This window comes from Paenarthrobacter sp. 22069, from assembly GCF_052046035.1.
In the GTDB taxonomy this organism is placed as follows: domain Bacteria; phylum Actinomycetota; class Actinomycetes; order Actinomycetales; family Micrococcaceae; genus Arthrobacter.
In genome coordinates this window covers 17,567-35,613 of record NZ_JBQEQF010000027.1, presented here as the reverse complement: position 1 = coordinate 35,613, position 18,047 = coordinate 17,567, and the positions used below count along the sequence as shown (strand labels likewise).

Genomic DNA, 18,047 nt, shown 5'->3' with positions numbered 1-18,047 from the left:
GGTCCATAGCTGAGCCTTGCAGAACGGCAGGCCACCGGCCGTACGACACTCCGACACTCGCCTAGGATGGGCTGCCATCTCCCCCCAAAGCCGAGTGATCCGTTGTCTGCCGGCCAACTGTCCAAAGTTCTTTGGACCATTTGCTGCAAGGATGGGGAGCCACGCTGGATCGGGTTCTGAATAGTCCAAAGTTCTTTGGACAATTCAGGCGAAGGCCGTGCCGAGGGGCCCCGTCGGCTCCAACGACTAAGGTGGGGGCGTGCCCCAGATAGAACCTGAACTGCCCAACGGCTATGCCGGTATCCTCGTTTCCCTCAAGGAACTCGTCAGCTCGGCACAGTTACGCGCTCAGCAGGCTGCAAGCAGTGCGATGGTTCAGATGTACTGGGAAATCGGGTCCACGATCCTCGAACGTCAGGCAGCCCAGCCTTGGGGAGGCAAGATACTGCAGCGATTGGCGACAGACTTGAAGTCAGCGTTTCCGCACATGCGTGGGTTCTCCCGTTCAAACCTCTTTTACATGCGGGCCTTCGCAGCAGCCTGGGACTTGTCCCATCCCGAGGACAAGGCTCGGGTTGGCGCCCTGCCCTGGGGCCACATCATCGAACTGCTCAAACTGAAAGACCCCGAGATTCGCAATTGGTACGCCGAACGAGCAGGCGATCACAACTGGAGGCTTGAAGTCCTTGAGCACCAGATCACCACAGGGCTGCATCGCAGGGCTGGTGCTGCACCAAACAACCTTGAAGAACGCCTGTCCGAGGACGGGGCGGCCTTGGCCCGCAGTGTAGCCAAGGATCCTTTGGTCTTCGACTTCCTCGGTTTGACCAAGGAAGTCGAAGAACTGGCCATGGAAGAGGCCATGACTCAGCGGATGTCTCAGACTTTGGCTGAGTTCGGCCGAGGGTTCGCCTTCTATGGCCGGCAGTTCCACCTCGATGTAGAAGGTGAGGACTTCTACATCGACCTTCTCCTTGTACATGTACCGACCAACCGTTTTGTTGTCGTGGAACTCAAGTCCGGCAAGTTCAGACCCGAACATCTGGGCCAGCTGAACTTCTACGTCGCAGCGGTCGATGACCTCGTGAAGTTCCCCGGTATGGCTCCCACCGTGGGCATACTCGTTTGTGGCTCCAAACACGAGCCGACAGTCAGGTACGCACTGGACGGCTCCTCGCAGCCCGTCGCCGTCAGCTCATATACCTACGACTCTCTCCCTCCGGAAGAACGAGCAGCGCTGCCATCGCCGGAAGCGATCACTGCGGCGCTCGAACAGGGCACCATTGCTGATTCCGAGACCCGTAACTGAAAGATCTGCCGCGCACCTGCGTCGTGATGGGACGGCGCGGGGCAACTTCCAACCGAGGATCATGCCCCTACCATCGCCAGTGTCCCGGAGAGCCTGGCGACCGCTCCTCAGCGTCACTTGGGGCTAGTCAGCCAACGCAACGGACAAAAACTTGAAATGGGTAGCGGGGATACGCTCACGAAACATTGAACTGAACGACCCTGGCATCGGCGCTAACTATGTGGATCGCATAGGTATCGCAGAGGGCATCGCATTGGCGTATCGAAGGCGTATCGCATTATCTGATGCGAAACGGCAATCGGTACCCTGCTACTTCTGGAATGCGTTTTCGCGTTTTGTGGCATGATCATCTCTATGCACGAAGAGGACGAGGGAGCGTTGCCCCATGAAACGCGAACGGAAATGCTCCGTCTCGCAGCACGCGGATACACTCAGCTGCGGCACGTCCTGGTACAGCTGCCAGACGCAGACCAGCCGCGCGCTTCGACCATTGCACGCATGGTGACCCAACGCAAGCATCGTGCCCTCGTCCTATACATTTTGCTCCTCGCATGCTGGCCCTGGCTGTCTGAACGGCGAGAACCCCTTCAGGGTGGGGTCTGGATTCGTGCACTCACCACAACCAAAGGACTTACTTGGACAGCATCAACCCTGTCCCGAGCCTGGAACGACCTTGAAGGGCTCGGACTCATAGCGAGGAGCCGAGAAGACCGACTCCTGCGGGTAACCCCACGACGCGAAGACGGCGAAGCGGACTACGACGCCCCGGGGGGCCGAACTGACCGTTGGAACGCTTACTTCGTTCTTCCCGACGCTTTCTGGACCGAGGAATTCTTTGCGCGCCTCAGCCTGCCAGCCCTGGCTATGCTCCTCGTCGTGGCGAAAGAAACCAATGCAAAGCCGGAGGTCTGGCTAACCTACGAAAATGCTGAGAAGTGGTATGGGCTGAAACCACAAACAGCCAAGAAGGGGCTGAAGGATCTCGAAGACGAAGGGCTGCTCCACCGCCGGGTGGAAAAAATTAGGGCGCCCCTCTCCCCAACAGGATGGACCGTCCGGAACTGGTACTCCCTCACTGGGGACTTCGGACACCTCGCGCGAAGATCGTTGCAGAAGCACGCGGCCAGCGAAAGAAAGAACCGACTGGCAAAGAAATCCACCAAGACAACCCGCAAGGAGGCCTCGGGCCAATGACCATTTCGCGCCTCATCTACGTCGACGACTCGGGATCCGTCGACAGCAATCTCATCGTCTATGGCTGGATTCAATGCTCGCCCGAACGCTGGCGCTACGCCCTCCGCGCTATTCTGGAGATGCGCAAGGCCTTGTACCGAAATCACTCCGTGCCGCCATCGCAAGAGCTGCATGCCACGAAATTCATCAATGGACGTGACCGAATCAGTACCACGGCGGACAAGACGGAGTGGAAGACCCTGGGCCGCGAAGTTGCGATCCACTGCCTTGCAACTCTGGCGAACTGCGACGACATAAGGATTGGGTCCGTCTACCGAAGGACGACCTCAACAGGGAGCAAGTATCACCGGGAGCGCCAGGACGTGTATCAGAAGCTGCTGGCCAGCCTCAACGAACAGCACGCCACTGACGGAACTTACGCATTCATGAGCATGGATGGCAACGGCTCTGACCCAACGTATTACAACGCGCACCGAGCCCTGCCTCTGGACACACGGCACATCATTGAAGATCCGATGTTCCATGACTCGGGCAGGTCCCAATGGGTACAGATGGCGGATCTGGTGGCGTACACAGTCTTTTGCCATCTCCACCAACATCCGGGCAAGAAATTTGCCTGGAACTGGTACACGGAATATCTCTCGTCCAGGGACTGCCAAGGAGGGCCCCAATCCATCTAGCCCTTAAACAGCTAGACCCGCCGATCCACGTGTGTGGGGCGAGTCCGCATCCCAACTATACAACGGACTTTTCGAAAGCGTAAACCGGCTGACGGCCAGCCAATCCTGAAGCCGGCTTGAGGCGCCGTCAACAGCGACGCTGGCTGGTCCGATTCCTGCCGTATGCGAGCAAGGCGGGCGACACGCGTAAAAGTGTCGCTTTTTGCCATTTTTCTGAAGTGTTCGAGTATCTTATGGAGTAAGGACAAAAGGAGAAGATGTGAAGAACTCGCATGAAACGCAGTGGTGGCTGGAACGCTTCGGTGCCCTCGGCCGCTTCACGCAGGAGGCTATGCTCGAAGCACTGAACACTGCACACGACGAACACATGAACGCGCAGGCACAAATCAGCGCTGGGCATCGAAGAGTGTACGGTCCCGTGAACTTTTCGGCGCAGGACTTGTTCTACAAGGCCTTAGGCAAGCGCCCGGAGGTGTCCTTCATCCAGCCCAAACGTGGCGTTCGGAAACTGCCCGTCATTAACGGTCGAGCAGTTGTCTTTTGGCGTTACGCCAACAAGGACGGGGTCGACATCCTGTTGAAGAAGTTTGCCACTTCTGACGCGCGCATCGCAGCTTTCAATATGGCAGTCGCTGCCCAGCAGGAGGTTATGGCACTGGACATCGACGAGCAGTTGCAGCTCACAGGAGCAGACCGTGCCTTCCTTGAACAGGTGGAAGACGCTGCCAGTGCTGGGGACAGCGAAGTCTATCCGGTGACCGTGGTGGCCTATTCGAGCAATGTGGCAGGACTGTACGAGATACTTTGTGCCGACGCCCAGTTGAATGCTGATGGGACTTTGAAACTGACGGACATTCATACTTTGTCGACTGCCAGGCGTGAGCCGGCTAGTGTTGCCCCCCATACGGAAGTCAAACGATTCGATAAGGCTCCACGGAAACAGTTCGACCTGAAACCGAAGACTGGAAATGAAGGATAGCTCAGGTCGCCAGCTCGAGCTTTTCTCCGATGACGTCCTCATGTCAGCCCGTGCGGTACACGACGATTTCGAACCGCTTCGGCTGGGTCAGGCACGTCGCCTAGCTGGCCTAACGAAGCAGGCATTAGGAGAAGCTGTCGGAGTTTCAGGGGCAGCCATAGGCCAGTACGAAGCCGCAGTAATGGTGCCCGGACCCACCGTAATTGCTGCCTTGGCCCGGGAATTGAACGTGCCGGTGGCCTTCTTCACACCTGGTCGCCCAATCGGACAAGTTGATGCATCCCAAGCGCATTTCAGAAGTTTGCGCGCAACACGATCGTCTGAGAAGTTGAAAGCCGCCACCTATGTCGAGTGGTTGTGGGAGCTTTCCCTGGCAATTGAAAAGCGGGTTTTACTTCCAGAAGCCAATGTTCCCTCACTTGATGACAGCTCCTCATCAATGACACCCGCTGAGGCAGCCCAGGCGCTGCGTGACTACTGGGAGCTGGGGACCGGCCCCCTCCCGCACCTAACACTCACAATGGAGCACAACGGGATCTTGGTTTCTTGTCTTGCGTTTGCTGGTGGGCGCCAGACGTCCGTGAGGGTGGATGCATTCTCTACGTCGGCGCTCGAACGTCCCGTGGTGGTCACGACAACTGAGCGAGCCAAGTCTGTCTATCGGCATCGCTTCACGTGTGCTCACGAGCTCGGTCATCTTGTCTTACACCGTGATGTCGTACCAGGGGATCCCCGGCAAGAACGTGAGGCAGACATGTTTGCTGCTGAGTTTCTGACACCGCTGTCCGAGATTGAACCCCTATTGCCAACCACGATGAACCTGGCACGCTTGGGCCGCCTTGGATTGGAGTGGGGTGTATCTACGGAGTCACTGGTCCGTCGTATGCAGGAAGTGAGAGGCGTAGCTGATGTTTCAGTGCGTCGCGCCTACCAGAAAATTCGTGAGCAAAATCGGCTGGGGATACGCCATGATCCAGCAACTGCCGATTCTCCGGGAGAACAACCTTCCCTGCTGATGGAGGCCATGGGCGTGGCTGAGCGAAACGGCTTTTCGATTGTCGACCTAGCCAATGAGCTCCGTTGGCCACTTGAGCGAGTTCGTGAGCTAGTCGGCATCCGTGAGACCCGGCCTCGACTACGATTGGTGGGCGGCTGAGGCAGTATGCGGTTGCTACGGTTCGCCACTGTAGATTGCACGCTGACAGGCTCGATGGTTGCGGTCGGTACCGCAGTTAGTGCGGTTAACGGGCTACATCGTGATCGAACTCAAGACCGGAAAATTCAAGCCAGAGTACGCCGGCAAACTGAACTTCTACATAGCCCTCGTCGATGATCGACTGCGCCGTGAGGCCCACGCTGAAACAGTCGGGATCCTGATCTGTGGCAGCAAGAACGAGCACATCGTCCGTTACAGCCTGGGACGTGCCACTTCTCCAATGGCTGTCGCCTCGTACACGTACGATGCCCTGCCGCCCGAGGTCAAAGACGAGCTTCCTGACGCCAAATCGATCACGGCTGCACTGGACTGGACAGAACCAACCTGACCGGCCGACTCGTCCGTCCTCGCCGGCAAAATGTCAGGTTGGAGTTTCAGACCTGCAAACTTGTGCGTGGTGAAAGGCCGGCGCGGACCCCAATCTGACGGGTTTGCAGCGGCTGCCTGACGTCAGGTTGAGGTGTACTCCTCCCAAAGACATCTGCCACTGGGGTCGCGTTCTTGAGACCGGACTAGATAGCGCTTGTTCCTTTCGGCGGCACCTTCCATTCAATGGCTGCGTTCTGTCTCAGCATGCGGGGCGTGTCCCTATGCTTTTCGTCAGCGGCTTGGGGCGGTTTCTCCTCGTAGAGGGCGCCGTTTCTGAGCATTGAGTAGATGACGTCGCAGCAGCGCGGAGCGAGACAGATTACTGCGGCGTTGGGCTTCTTTCCCTGGTCCCGTTTCTTTGGTAGTAGGCCTTTGAGGCCGGATGGTGGCGGCTGGCAATCCATGTGGATCTGAACAGTGCGTTCTTGAGCTGCTTGTTGCCGGAGCCGGCGGGAAATTTACCGCGAATTGAGGTGCCGGACGTCGTGTCACCGGGGCTATTCCCGCATAGGCGGCGAGGTGTCCGGCGAAGGTGAAGGTGCCGGCATCGGCGATGGTCAGGAGTATCGTCGCTGCGGTCTTGATGCCTACTCCCGGCATGGACATCAAGATCTGGGAAAGAGGGAAGTCATCGAGGAGCTATTCGACTTCTTCGGCGACGATCGCTCGTTGGTGTTTGTGTTCTTTAGTTTGTGCTGCGACGCGGGGGATGACCAGCTCGACGGCTTCGGCGCCGATGACGGAGACGCTTTGCTCGTCCAATGCCGCAAAGATCGCCTCGACCAGGTTCAGCGGATACTTCCGGCTGTAGTTTCGGGCCCAGCGCAGCACATTGGACCGCCGGCAGCTCGCAGCCCGATGGGGCCGGAGTACTTGATGAACAGCTCCAGGACCAGGGACCGGGTAAGCACTGTTCCTGGGAAGACACGCTCCAGGGCGGGGAAGATTTGCAGAATCTGAGACCGCAGACGGTTGATCGCTCTGGTGCATTCGTGAGTCAAGTCAGTGTCGAATCCGAAGAGGACCTTCAGCGCTGCGAGCACTTCGCTGTCTCGGTCTACTGCCCGCAGCGTGCGTGGCATGGCACGTGAGGTCTCAGCGATGATGAACGCATCCCGGGCGTCCGTTTTGGACTTCCGCGGTACAGGTCAGCCGCTTTGCGCGTCGCCAGGCCGGGCAGGTAGGCAACGGTGCAGCCGCAGTCCCCGGCCACGGCTATCGGCAGTGCGCCGATGGTGTTGGGTTCGTCCACGATCACCAGGACCCGGCCGTGCTGCTGCAAGCAAGTGAAAAGCTCGCGCAGCCGGGCCTCGTCTTGCGGCAACGCCTTACCGACTACCCGTTTACGACCGCGCTCAACGCGGCCGCGTGATGCTCGCATTTGCCAACATCAAGCCGCAGTAGACCTCGTATCCTTCGTTCATCCGGCGCTCCCTTGCACCACTTCTGGCCACAGTCACGACACCCGATGCTGGCACCCACGTTACAAAGAGACCTGGATCCTTCGGAAGGAGCCAGCCGTGTCCCTATCAGCAGTCAACGCGTGTCTCCGAACCTGGCGACAACACCCCCGGATCATCAGTGACAGGGCAAGAAAGTCATACCAGGTCCAGCGCCCAAATCCCCGGCCCTCGGGGACGCAATAAATGTAATGGGGGGTGAAGTTATTGCGTGAGTCGAACCCCGGGTGCTGTCAACGACTTGAGTAAGGATGCGGCCGACTGCTGAACTCAGACTCGGAGGCGAACATCCGAGCGGATAATAGCACGGCGACCGTACTTTCGGATTCAAACTTCCGTACAAATTCCGGATTCAAAACGTATGCAAGTCAGATTGTCGTCGTGGGATTCGCCCACTTAGATGGAACCTGCAAAGTGACGTGCACAACAGACTAAAACTGGCCTCAGCGTCGAGGCACCCGCAGGAATGGTGGCCGCACAGCAGCTCTACCGGCTCGCCCCCCAACCAAATCCAGGAGCATTCCCCATGTCTGAGATAAAAATGCATAAGGCTGAGATCGGCGTGGACCTTCCGCCGAGTAAAGATTCCCAACTAAAGGGAAGCATCGGCTTTGTAAACCTCATCTTCACTGTCTTGGCCTACAACGGCCCGATGGTGAACTTCCTCGGGTTCCTGCCCGTTGCGATCCTCCTGGGCAACGGCATCGGCACACCGGTGATGTTGCTCGTGTGTGGCGTTGTCGCTGCGCTCTTCGCCTCCGGTCTGGTCGCCATGGGGCTTCGCCTACCGAGACCAGGTGGCTACTACTCGTATGTTTCCGCCGGGTTGGGAAAGATCGCTGGTCTCGGTACAGGATTCACGGCCATAGTCTGCTATTTTGCAGCCAACATTGCCGGGTATGTCCTTGGTGGGATCGCCGCGGAGAACCTTGTACACAGCGCCCTCAATGGCCCAGACCTCCCATGGTGGCTGTACGGCAGCGTTATGTTTATCATCGTCTCGATCCTTGGCTATCTGAACATCGACTTCTCTGCGAAGATCCTTACAGTCTTCCTGGCGCTGGAGTTGCTCCTTATGGTCATGTACAACGTCTCCGTCATAACGCAGGGAGGCGCGGAGGGTATGGGTCTCGACAGCTTCAAACCAGAGAACATTTTCAGTGGTGACATCGGCATCGCCTTCATGTTCGGAATCGGCGTCTATGGCGGATTCGAGGCCACCATCATCTTCCGGGACGAAGTTAAGCGCCCTGAAAAAACTATTCCGCGCGCAACCTTCGCGGTTGTCGCAATCCTGGCCATCCTCTACTCACTCACGGCTTGGGTATTTATCAACGCCTATGGGCCGAACGCCATCATGGGCGTACTCACCGACAATGTCGTGGAGGCCTCCGGGGCAAGCGTTCAGCAGTTTACCGGCACCGCGGCCTACTACGCGGTTACTTCCCTTCTGATTACAAGCTGCTTCGCCCTTTCTCTGGCGAGCCACAACATCGTCTCCCGCTACCTGTTCAACCTGGGGGCTGATGGAGCGCTGTTCAAGTCATTGGCCCGTGTGCACGCCCGGCATGGTTCCCCGCATCGGTCTTCCGTCGTGCTCAGCGTAATGGTACTCGTCGGCATCGTCCTTTTCAGTGGAACCGACGGAGAGACGGCGTACGCACGCCTGGCAGGCATCTACTCGTTCGCATTCGCAATACTTATTGCATTCGCTGCCCTTGCCATCACTGTCTTCCTTTCCCGGGATAAGAAAGGTGGGCGAAAAGCGGTGTGGCCGGCCATTGGAAGCGGTGTCGCATTCGTATTTTTCACCACAGCGCTAGTGCTCTCCGGACTCAATTTCGGATTGCTCACCAGTACCGAAGGATGGTTCACCTGGGCGCTCTTGGGCTTGATCCTTGCCATCATCGCTACGGGAATGATCCTGGCCGCGGTCTACCGCAGCCGTCGACCCGAGGTATACGCCAGAATCGGCCGAGACGACGCTGGCGACCTGGTTCCCGGTACGGAAAGTTAATACGCTCTTTCTAAACCCGGTGTGATGACCGGGCAAAAGTGGCAGTGGCAGCTCGTCAATCGCCCTTCTCTTAGTTCACGCGCACTATCTGCGCGTGAACTAAGAGTCTCAACCGCGGTTAAGCGTCTTTGAAAAGAATCCCATCCCGACAGAGTTACGGGATGCATGCAATAAGGAGCTCACATGCACCTCTCCAAGTTCGTCGCCAGGGAAAGTTTCGGCGTTCGTATTGGATCGGACGGCAATCGCACCTCCGGAACGCTGGACGACCTGTTCCCCAACTGGGGCATGACAGAGCGGCTTGGCATCGTATTGAGCAAACCGTATGGGGCAATTGAGACGAGTCTCGCGTTGCTTGCCATGACGCCGTTGTTCTACGGACTGGTTCCAGAGCGTGCGACGACAAAGCCCCAGTATCCACCGATCATTCTCTTTCATGTCGGGCAGATGCACGGCAGCCACATCATGCTTGACGTGGTTCCCCATCGCTACGAGGTGCTTGTAGAGAACGACTCCTACTCCGTGCTCGCCGCCGTAAAGGACTATGGGATCACGCGGTTGATGGTCCCCGACGAACACGCGGAACGTGATCTTTCCTATGTCGAGCGAGCTCCACTGGGCTGGACAGATCTCCGTTACCTGAGGGAAAACTTGCGCTCGGTCTATGCGTATGGTCAGGAGAACGGCCTCGCTCATTCCTCGACCATTGAGATCACCTCGATTGATCCGCGTCTGGAGGACTCCGTGACCCAGGTTCTCAGGCCCGAGGAAAGCATAAAGGTGTTCACTGATGCGACTGAGGAATCGCTGGCTACGAAAATGATCGGTGAGACGAGCCTGGAAGATCTCGAAACGCTTACGCCTATCGTGGCCAAGCGAATGAATGAGGTCGGAACAGAAGAAAGGGCGCGGTTACTCGCTTCTCGAGCAGCGCGTCGAAATTCTCAGGGGAACATCACGCAGGCTTATCGGGAACTGAGTGTTGACGGCGGCCTCGCCCGGCTAGTTCCATAGCCTGCTTACATCCGTTCCGCTGCAGACGCGTCCTCCACACTGAATTGGGCGACTGCCAGGAGCAGCGGATCTGGTATGAACAGGAAATTTTGACAAAAATACTGCCCCTATCCGGGAGCAAGGGGCTCGAACCGAGGCACGCAGTCCCTCTTGCGGACTGAACCAGAGAAACTAAATTAACCGCGACTGTCGTGTGTCAAGAGATGGAGGAGCAGAAATTGGCGTTACCAAGGATAACCACGCCACTCAATATTGATGGTGATGTTCTTTTCCCCGGCAATAATGATTTTGATGCGGTCGCGGGGATTTGGGACGGCCGCCACTTGCAGCAGCGGCCGTCGGTGATCGCGCGCTGCACGAGCGCGGGAGACGTTCAGAAAGCCATTCGCTATGCACGCGAAAATGACCTTGAGATATCGGTCCGTGCCGGTGGCCACAATCCAAATGGGTATGCGACCAACGACGGCGGCATCGTTTTGGACCTCAGGCTGATGGATAGCATCGACATTGACACGGTCACGGGTAGAGCGCGCGTCGGTGGTGGGGTGATCGCTGGCGATCTCGTCCAAGAGGCAGCCAGACACGGTCTAGCGGCTGTAACGGGCATGCACCCCAAAGTCGGGTTCTGCGGCCTCGCGCTCAATGGAGGCGTCGGCTTCCTCACTCCGTTCTATGGTCTCGCCAGCGACAACATCGTGGGAGCGACTTTGGTGACGGCAACAGGCGAGCTGGTTCACTGCTCGGCGGATGAACGGCCCGAATTGTTCTGGGCAATCAGAGGTGCAGGCCCTAACTTTGGTGTCGTCACAGAGGTCGAGGTCGCTCTCCACGAGCTGCCCAGGCAGATGCTTGCCGGATTCATGACCTGGCAGCCAGCGGTCGATAAGCTGCCCAGCCTTCTGACGTCCATCCTCGATGCGCTCAACGCAATGGCAGATCATCTTTACCCCAGCGTTTTCATAAGCATGGACGAAAGCGGGGCCCCTGCTATTACAGTCTGCGTGGGTCACCTCGGAAAGCTCGATATCGCCGAACGGGACATCGAACGGCTTCGTGGCCTGGGTCGACCCGTGTCCGACTCCATTGCCATCCGCTCGTACGACGAGGTAGTCGCCCTTAACGCCGAGGTGGGTAGTTTCGAAGACGGAATGTTCAACCTTTGGATCGACCGGGAGATCGCCGTGTCAAACGGTCGTTTCGCTGAAGCCGTTGCGGCGAATCTCGATAAGTTCATCAGCGAGCCCTCGACCGGGAATTCTGTGAAACTGGAGATCGAAGGAAGGCCCTTCGGAAACCCGAAGGGAACGCCGGCCCGGCACCGCGATGCGATGGGCGTGCTGGCCGTCGCGGAATGGGACGGGACGAGCCACGGAGCTGCAAAGTACCCCGAGAGGGCACGAGAGCTGGACGCGGCCCTACTTCACGCCGGTGCCACGACTTCTAAATTCGGTCTCCTAAATAACAATTCAGAGGTCACACCAGAGATGGTCATCGAGGTCTATACCCCAGAAGTCTACCGCCGCCTCGCTGCAGTAAAACGCGAATACGACCCGGAAAACTGCTTCCACCGCAACTACAACGTAGACCCCCAGCGATTCTGACCCTCCCAAGACGCCGCGCTAACAAGCCCGGGTGGACTGCCAGACACTCATCTTGAACCACCAATTAGCCCGTTCAAGCGGAGGATCAACGACAGGTCGAAGCGGACCGGAGGCCGCTGACGGGACGATTCTCAAGCGAATTCGCTTGATGTTGTAATGGAACATTCCGCGGGCTTGTCCATTTCGCCAATGCTGCCGGGGGAGTGGAACTTTTCATTTGTTGTAAGTTGCGTTAGGTATCTGTAATGGCAGCTATTGGAGCCACCAGACAGGGGCAAGAATGAGTGCCACCAGGGTCATTCCTCGGCGCACAACTGCACGTGCTGAAGACTTCGCAGCCGTGCGCGGGGTCATCTATCCTGTTCTTGTTCCCCGGACTAGACGTTTGTGGTAGAAATTCAATCCTCATGAGGAGGCGACGTGATAACCGTTGTCAGCACTATGCAGCTCGAGTCGAACGCAGAGCAAGAATGGGATCGGCTAATCCGAGAGCGCTTTAAATCAGCCCACAACAAGGAAGGCTGGATACACGGTCAGTTGCTCACTCCCGCTGACGCCCCCGGTACTCGCGTCATCATTGGCACCTGGAGAAGTCAAGCGGACTGGGAGGCTTGGCATGCGGATCCCGCCTTTCTCGCCTCGCGTACCAGGCTCGACGAACTACAGCATGCAGACCACGGGACCGCACTGTACGACGTAATAGAGGATGCCCAGGGTACCAACTAATTTTGGCCCAATGGCCTCCGTCGGACGTTTCTCTCCACTGGGCCCAGGGTTGTCCTCTTAGGGCTAGGGCTTGGGCCAGTGGAGAGTTTGAGGGGTCTGTCCTCGTTTGGTTTTGGTGAAATCGGCAGCCGACGTACCTAACCAACGTGCCGGTACGGTGGCTGCAACTGGTTGCCGACAAATTCGCGCTGCCCTGAAGGCGTACATCGTTTGCCGCCGTTCCTGGCGGACTGTCCTACCGAGGGCGACTGTGCGACCGGCGGGTCATGCATGCGGGTACGCTTGTGTGGTCGTGTCATCCGGTTGTGCCGTCAGTTTTGCTGACACTCTTGGGGCGAGGGAGTTGATGAACGTCGTACGAGTTCCGTGACGAATTCGTAGCGGCGAATCTCAACGTCCTCACCTTGAATTTTGCGCAACAGTAACTGAACCGCATGCCGGCCCATCTCGGCGTAGGGCTGCCGGATTGTGGTTAGTTGTGGATCGACCAGCATGGCAGCGCGCTCATCGTCAAACCCCACAATGGAGATGTCTTCGGGTACCTTCAACCCGCGGGCACGAAGGGTCCGCAGGGCGGCAGCTGCCATAGTATCCGCAGCACAGAACATAGCGTCAATTCTGATACCTTTCGACAGTTCTGATTCCAGCTCCCTCCAGTGCATGCGTGTTTCATTAAAGGGATCCATGCAGTCAATTATCAGCGACTCGTCGAAGGTAATTCCGGCCGAATCCAGTGCATCCCGGTACCCCAGAGTGCGGTGGTCAATGAACAGCCCGTCACCCCAAGTATCTGTCTCCATTTCCATGTTTGGACGCAGGAGCGCGATCGATCGTCTGCCGAGCGAAATCAAATACTCAACGGCAATTCGGGCGCCTTCCCGATTCTGCGCGGAAATGGTCGGAAACCGAACAGTGCGACTAGTATCGTCGATCGCAATAGCAGGCAGTGCTATGCGGTCACATGCTTCGCGCACGCCATCTTGATCCGGCACTCCAATAATGATCACACCGTCCGTCGGTACGTTGGCAAGTGCCCCCACAATCGCGGCGGCGCCGCCTTTAGTGCCGGCGACTGGATGCGCCATAAGGTAGTAGCCCTCTTCGGCGGCTGCTCGAAATGCAGCGCGAACGACCGGCTCCCACCATCCCCACCCTGCATCGGGCACGATGACACTGATAGCGCGGTACTCACCGCTGCGCAGCGCCCGCGCTGTGGCAGAGGGACGATACCCAAGATTGCGCGCCACAGCGCGAACGCGCTGGCGCGTGGTTTCGCTGACATCCGGATGGTCCCCGAGAGCCCTGGATACCGTAGCTACCCCAACCTCGGCCGCGCGCGAGACGTCCGCCAATGTCACCTTACGAAGCATTAAGTTCCTATCCCTAGAGCTTAAGTTGTGCTTTCGCTCGCACTGCAACAATCCGGTCCCTAGTATATCGGCAGCGTTTCCGGTAACGTTTCCGGTAGCGTTTCCAACTTCGTCCACTACTCTCAATGGTGAGGATCATTTATGTCAGTACCCACTAGCGCAACCGAGACGGGGGCTACCAACAACGTCCCGGAGCGTGTCGGTCCCCTCTTCATCGGAATCTACGTGCTCGCGTTGTTCGGCATCTGGATGTCGATCAACTTGCCCGCTTCCGTCACGCTCGCGTTGCGTATCGACGAACTAGACCCGGATGGCAAGGCCACCAGCTACTCGATGGCTGCGGGGATCGGCACGCTGACCGCGTTGATCGCGAATCCCCTTTTCGGTCGGCTCAGCGACCGGACGCGGAGCAGGTTTGGCCGTAGACGGCCGTGGATAGTGGTGGGTCTGGCCGGCACGATCGCCGGGGCTGCCGTCATCGGGTTCAGCAACTCAATGCCACTGCTGCTGCTCGGCTGGATCATCATGCAGGCCTTCGTGAACGCGTCGATTGCAGCATCTTTGGCCATTGTCGCTGACCGCATCCCCGAGAAGCAGCAGGGTTTCGTTGGGGCACTGTCTGGTATGGCCGCTTCTGCGGCATTACTCGTGGGCGTGTTCTTTGTACAGTGGTTCCCGTCAAACGTGCTGGCCCAGTTCGGTCTGCCCGTCGCGGTCGCAGTGGTGTTCTGTGGGCTGCTGCTCGTGCTGTTGCGCGACGACAGGCCGGCAGGCGATGACATCGCTCCTTTCGGCTTCCGTGAGTTTTTGGGCAGCTTCTACGTCAATCCGCGCAAGTCCCCTGACTTCAGTGCCTTTCTCGTGGCGATGTTCCTTGTCACGTGCGCTTGGGGGGTTGTGTCGACCTATACTGTCTATCTCCTCCAAGACCGCATTGCAGTACCGGAAGATGAACTGCCAGGGGTCATCACCTTGGCCTACGTCATTCCCGGCATCCTTGCCGTGATCTTCGCTCCGATCGCCGGGTGGCTCAACGACCGCACCGGCCGCCGCAAGCTGGTCCTGGGGGCCACGGCTGTAATCATGGCCGCCGGAACCATCCAGATCGCATTCGCAGACGGTGTCCTGCCGTTCCTTATCGGCGTAAGCATTGTCAGCGGCATCGCCGGCGGAATGCTCTACGGCGGATACATCGGCTTCGCTGTGGCGACCATGAACGACCCCAACACAGCGGCACGCGACCTCGGGGTCACCAACATCGCATTCACCCTGCCATTCTCGGTAATGCCATTCATCGCGCCGCTGCTGCTCGGCGTCGGCGGGGGAACCCCAAACTACCCGCTGTTGCTGGCCGTGGGGGCCGTGCTCACTTTGCTCGGCATCGTTCCTCTTTTCTTCATTCGATCGACTCGCTGAACGGAAACCGTTGTGAACGATTATCTGGACCCTGCCCTGCCCGCCGAACGCCGGGCAGAAGATCTGCTGGCGCGCATGACAGTCGCTGAGAAGGCGGCGCTGATGTTTCACCCTTCTACGAGCCCCGGCAGCGGTGGCCTTACGGACAGCGAGGCCCTCGCCGCTGCCGAACTGAACGTCGGCCGTTCGGGCATCACCCACTTCAACGTCCTCGGCGGGGAAGACAGCATCTCTGTTGCTGCGTGGCACAACACGCTGCAGGAGATCGCGGAAAGTACACGCCTTGGTGTCCCTGTGACCCTGTCAACTGACCCCCGCCATGGCTTCCGCAGCAATCCGTTCACCGGTCAGGCGCTCGGCAGTCTGTCGCGCTGGCCAGAGACGACCGGAATCGCTGCAATTGGCGATATCGATTCGGTCCGAAGCTACGCCGACACCATGCGCCAGGAACTGCTGGCCATGGGAGTCCGAGTTCTCCTAGGACCGATGGCCGACATCTTCAGCGATCCGCGCTGGTCCCGCGGCTCAGGTACCTTCGGCGAAAATCCTGAACGCGTGGCCGAACTCACCGTAGCGTTCATCGAGGCTCTCAGAGGAGGCCCCCACCTTGGCCCCGAATCGGTGGCTGCAGTCGTCAAACACTTTCCCGGCGCCGGGCCTCAGTTAAGAGGCGACGACGCGCACGATCCCCGCTATCCAGAACAGGTGTACCCGGGCGGTATGCAGGAACTGCACATGGATCCGTTCCGCCGCGCCTTCGCAGCAGGAACGACACAGGTCATGACCTACTACGGCAAACCTGTCGGAACATCCTGGGATGAAGTCGGGTTCGCGTTCAACGCTCCGGTCGTACGCGACATCCTGCGACGGGAACTCCGCTTCGACGGTATCGTCGTAACCGACTGGAACCTGCTTGAGGCAGAGCAGATCGGCGACGTGACGTTCGGTCCAAACGGCTGGGGACTGGAACACCTCGAACCCAAGGAACGCGCCGCCATCGCAATAGACGTCGGGATCGACCAGTTCGGAGGCGACCGCAATCCCCTTCTGATCGAGGAACTCGTGGACTCAGGGCGCATCACAGAAGAACGCATCGACCAGTCCGCGCGTCGGCTCCTGCGCGAGAAATTCCGGCTCGGCACTTTCGAACACCGCCGGGTTGACGTGGAGACCACTCGCAGAGTGTGCGGCTCCCCGGTCTTCCTCGAACGGGGAGTAGCTGCTCAACGAGACTCCCTTGTGCTGATCTCCGCAGAGGAGGGGGCCCTACCTCTTGCGGGAGGAACCCGCGTGTATCTCGACGGCCTGACAGCCCAAGATCTTGCTGACGAGCTGGTTATCACCGACGACATCACGGCCTCCGACGCGATTGTGGTCAGGCTTGATGCACCCTTCGAACCCGGCCGCGGCTCCCTCGGCGACTTCTTCCACGGCGGGACCCTCGAGTTCCCCCAGGAAACCGTCGACCGCATCCGCGCCTACGCCACGCACGCCCCGGTGTACCTCTCGGTATACCTCGAACGCCCGGCAGTGCTCACACAATTCATCGGAGCCACGGCAGCAATAGTCGGTGATTTCGGCTGCAGTGACAAGGTCTTGCTCGATGCTCTCACCGGACGGGCCCCATTCAAGGGAACCCTCCCCTTCGACCTGCCCTCCTCCATGACCGATGTCGAGGCCTCACGGGAAGACGTCCCCTTCGACATGGCCGTTCCGCTCTTCCGCGCCGGCTCCGGACTAAAGCTCGAGGCGGGCCCAAAAATCCCGTCAGCCGCCGACGCTTCTCCTGACACCTTCAACACGCGCTAAACGTTTACCACAGCACAGCCCCGCGAAGGGCATCACGCAAGTGAGGTCGGTGGGTTGCCCTGCCCGCCGGCCTCACAAGGACGATTAGGAACTGCGGTGCCGAATGCGCTGACCAACCCATCCACAGGCCAAAACGAAGATTCAAGGTCTCCTGGGATGCTCGAGGTGACAGTCGCCGGAGGCGCCGCGGAAAGGGAACGAACGGTAGACGCCGCCATCGAACTGGTAACTCAGGCCGCACGGCGCAACGACATGGGGATCATGGTCACTGATATCGGGATGGGTCAGTACGTTGTACGGGCACATCCAGCAGTGCCTGTCGACTTCGTGCGCCGACAGGAGACCAGATTTACGGAGGGATAGCCACCCCAATAGCTGCCTGCCCACTGGTCAGAACGAAGGGAAGATGAGTATTGTGTGCCTGATGCCGGAACACACAGGCCTTGTTCGCCCGGTGTCCCGGCATCAGCACCCATAACATGTCAGCGGCGGGGTGTGAAGGGGTTCCTGGACCCCCAGAACGAAAAATATGATTCGCGCGTCTAAAGACGCCCTGACCGCGCTGGACTAACGTGGACCCGTCGCTGGTTGGAAGGACGCCTTCCTGAGTTGAAGCGATGCGGATCAAGAACCTTCTTGTGACTACAGGTTCATCAAGAACGCCCTGCAGGAGGGCCGAAGGAGGATTACATGAGTTCGAACGATACGAAGACAGCTGCCCCGTTCCCACCCCAGGCTCAGGAGGTCTTTCTTCCTCGCGGGGGCACAGACCCGGATTTTTACATGCCCGCTGAGTGGGGCCGGGGAGAACGGAGTTGGATGAAACGGATACATAAACGATTGAGGCTCCTCATCGGCTTGTCCACGTAGCCGCCGGGCTTAATCAA

14 protein-coding genes and 4 pseudogenes are annotated in these 18,047 nt (G+C 58.6%); 12 read left to right on the top strand and 6 right to left on the bottom strand.

What is annotated here, in order from left to right; translation table 11 throughout:
* Positions 1 to 259: 259 nt before the first annotated feature.
* From ACTJK0_RS18625 to ACTJK0_RS18600, 6 genes are all read left to right on the top strand, one after another.
* Positions 260 to 1,309 (top strand): PDDEXK nuclease domain-containing protein, encoded by a 1,050-nt coding sequence (locus tag ACTJK0_RS18625; protein WP_223995553.1) that lies wholly within the window; start codon positions 260 to 262, stop codon positions 1,307 to 1,309.
* 864 nt (positions 1,310 to 2,173) lie between these two features.
* Positions 2,174 to 2,503: a hypothetical protein gene (locus ACTJK0_RS18620; protein ID WP_223995554.1), complete on the top strand. Its 330-nt coding sequence runs from the start codon at positions 2,174 to 2,176 to the stop codon at positions 2,501 to 2,503.
* Complete coding sequence (locus ACTJK0_RS18615) at positions 2,500 to 3,183, top strand: DUF3800 domain-containing protein (protein WP_223995555.1); 684 nt, start codon at positions 2,500 to 2,502, stop codon at positions 3,181 to 3,183. Before ACTJK0_RS18620 ends, ACTJK0_RS18615 begins: the two co-directional genes overlap by 4 nt.
* 259 nt (positions 3,184 to 3,442) lie before the next feature.
* Positions 3,443 to 4,162, top strand: coding sequence for a hypothetical protein (locus tag ACTJK0_RS18610; RefSeq protein WP_223995556.1), 720 nt, complete (start codon positions 3,443 to 3,445; stop codon positions 4,160 to 4,162).
* Positions 4,152 to 5,318, top strand: a complete 1,167-nt coding sequence (locus tag ACTJK0_RS18605; RefSeq protein ID WP_223995557.1) for a helix-turn-helix domain-containing protein — start codon at positions 4,152 to 4,154, stop codon at positions 5,316 to 5,318. The genes ACTJK0_RS18610 and ACTJK0_RS18605 overlap by 11 nt, the downstream gene beginning before the upstream one ends.
* Before the next feature lie 79 nt (positions 5,319 to 5,397).
* Positions 5,398 to 5,706, top strand: coding sequence for a PDDEXK nuclease domain-containing protein (locus ACTJK0_RS18600; RefSeq protein ID WP_440746201.1), 309 nt, complete (start codon positions 5,398 to 5,400; stop codon positions 5,704 to 5,706).
* 360 nt (positions 5,707 to 6,066) lie between these two features.
* Here the strand turns inward: ACTJK0_RS18600 and ACTJK0_RS18595 are convergent.
* The 4 genes and pseudogenes from ACTJK0_RS18595 to ACTJK0_RS18580 form a co-directional block, all read right to left on the bottom strand.
* Positions 6,067 to 6,347: pseudogene (locus ACTJK0_RS18595) on the bottom strand (IS110 family transposase).
* A gap of 39 nt (positions 6,348 to 6,386) precedes the next feature.
* Positions 6,387 to 6,578, bottom strand: a complete 192-nt coding sequence (locus ACTJK0_RS18590) for a hypothetical protein (protein WP_223995562.1) — start codon at positions 6,576 to 6,578, stop codon at positions 6,387 to 6,389.
* Positions 6,536 to 7,035 (bottom strand): annotated as a pseudogene (locus ACTJK0_RS18585) (IS110 family transposase); the annotation flags it as partial. The pseudogene ACTJK0_RS18585 and the gene ACTJK0_RS18590, both read right to left, overlap by 43 nt.
* Positions 7,015 to 7,160: pseudogene (locus ACTJK0_RS18580) on the bottom strand (IS110 family transposase); the annotation flags it as partial. The pseudogenes ACTJK0_RS18580 and ACTJK0_RS18585, both read right to left, overlap by 21 nt.
* A 573-nt stretch (positions 7,161 to 7,733) precedes the next feature.
* On the opposite strand from ACTJK0_RS18580, the gene ACTJK0_RS18575 reads away from it, so the two are divergent.
* From ACTJK0_RS18575 to ACTJK0_RS18560, 4 genes are all read left to right on the top strand, one after another.
* Complete coding sequence (locus ACTJK0_RS18575) at positions 7,734 to 9,224, top strand: APC family permease (RefSeq protein WP_159629951.1); 1,491 nt, start codon at positions 7,734 to 7,736, stop codon at positions 9,222 to 9,224.
* 183 nt (positions 9,225 to 9,407) lie between these two features.
* Positions 9,408 to 10,238, top strand: coding sequence for a hypothetical protein (locus ACTJK0_RS18570; protein ID WP_159629953.1), 831 nt, complete (start codon positions 9,408 to 9,410; stop codon positions 10,236 to 10,238).
* Positions 10,239 to 10,441: 203 nt separating this feature from the next.
* Positions 10,442 to 11,839: an FAD-binding oxidoreductase gene (locus ACTJK0_RS18565; protein WP_159629955.1), complete on the top strand. Its 1,398-nt coding sequence runs from the start codon at positions 10,442 to 10,444 to the stop codon at positions 11,837 to 11,839.
* Positions 11,840 to 12,259: 420 nt separating this feature from the next.
* The gene (locus tag ACTJK0_RS18560) at positions 12,260 to 12,565 is read left to right on the top strand and encodes an antibiotic biosynthesis monooxygenase family protein (protein ID WP_159629957.1); all 306 of its coding nucleotides are present in this window, start codon (positions 12,260 to 12,262) and stop codon (positions 12,563 to 12,565) included.
* Between the two features lie 311 nt (positions 12,566 to 12,876).
* Here the strand turns inward: ACTJK0_RS18560 and ACTJK0_RS18555 are convergent, their stop codons facing one another.
* Together ACTJK0_RS18555 and ACTJK0_RS18550 are read right to left on the bottom strand one after the other, a co-directional pair.
* Positions 12,877 to 13,812: a LacI family DNA-binding transcriptional regulator gene (locus tag ACTJK0_RS18555; RefSeq protein ID WP_440746200.1), complete on the bottom strand. Its 936-nt coding sequence runs from the start codon at positions 13,810 to 13,812 to the stop codon at positions 12,877 to 12,879.
* Between the two features lie 30 nt (positions 13,813 to 13,842).
* A pseudogene (locus ACTJK0_RS18550) lies at positions 13,843 to 13,935 on the bottom strand (LacI family DNA-binding transcriptional regulator); the annotation flags it as partial.
* A gap of 141 nt (positions 13,936 to 14,076) precedes the next feature.
* Here ACTJK0_RS18550 and ACTJK0_RS18545 point away from each other — a divergent pair.
* Together ACTJK0_RS18545 and ACTJK0_RS18540 are read left to right on the top strand one after the other, a co-directional pair.
* Complete coding sequence (locus ACTJK0_RS18545) at positions 14,077 to 15,351, top strand: MFS transporter (RefSeq protein WP_159629961.1); 1,275 nt, start codon at positions 14,077 to 14,079, stop codon at positions 15,349 to 15,351.
* Positions 15,352 to 15,363: 12 nt separating this feature from the next.
* Entirely contained in the window at positions 15,364 to 17,160 is a 1,797-nt protein-coding gene (locus tag ACTJK0_RS18540) for a glycoside hydrolase family 3 protein (RefSeq protein ID WP_159629963.1), read from the top strand.
* Positions 17,161 to 18,047: the final 887 nt, after the last annotated feature.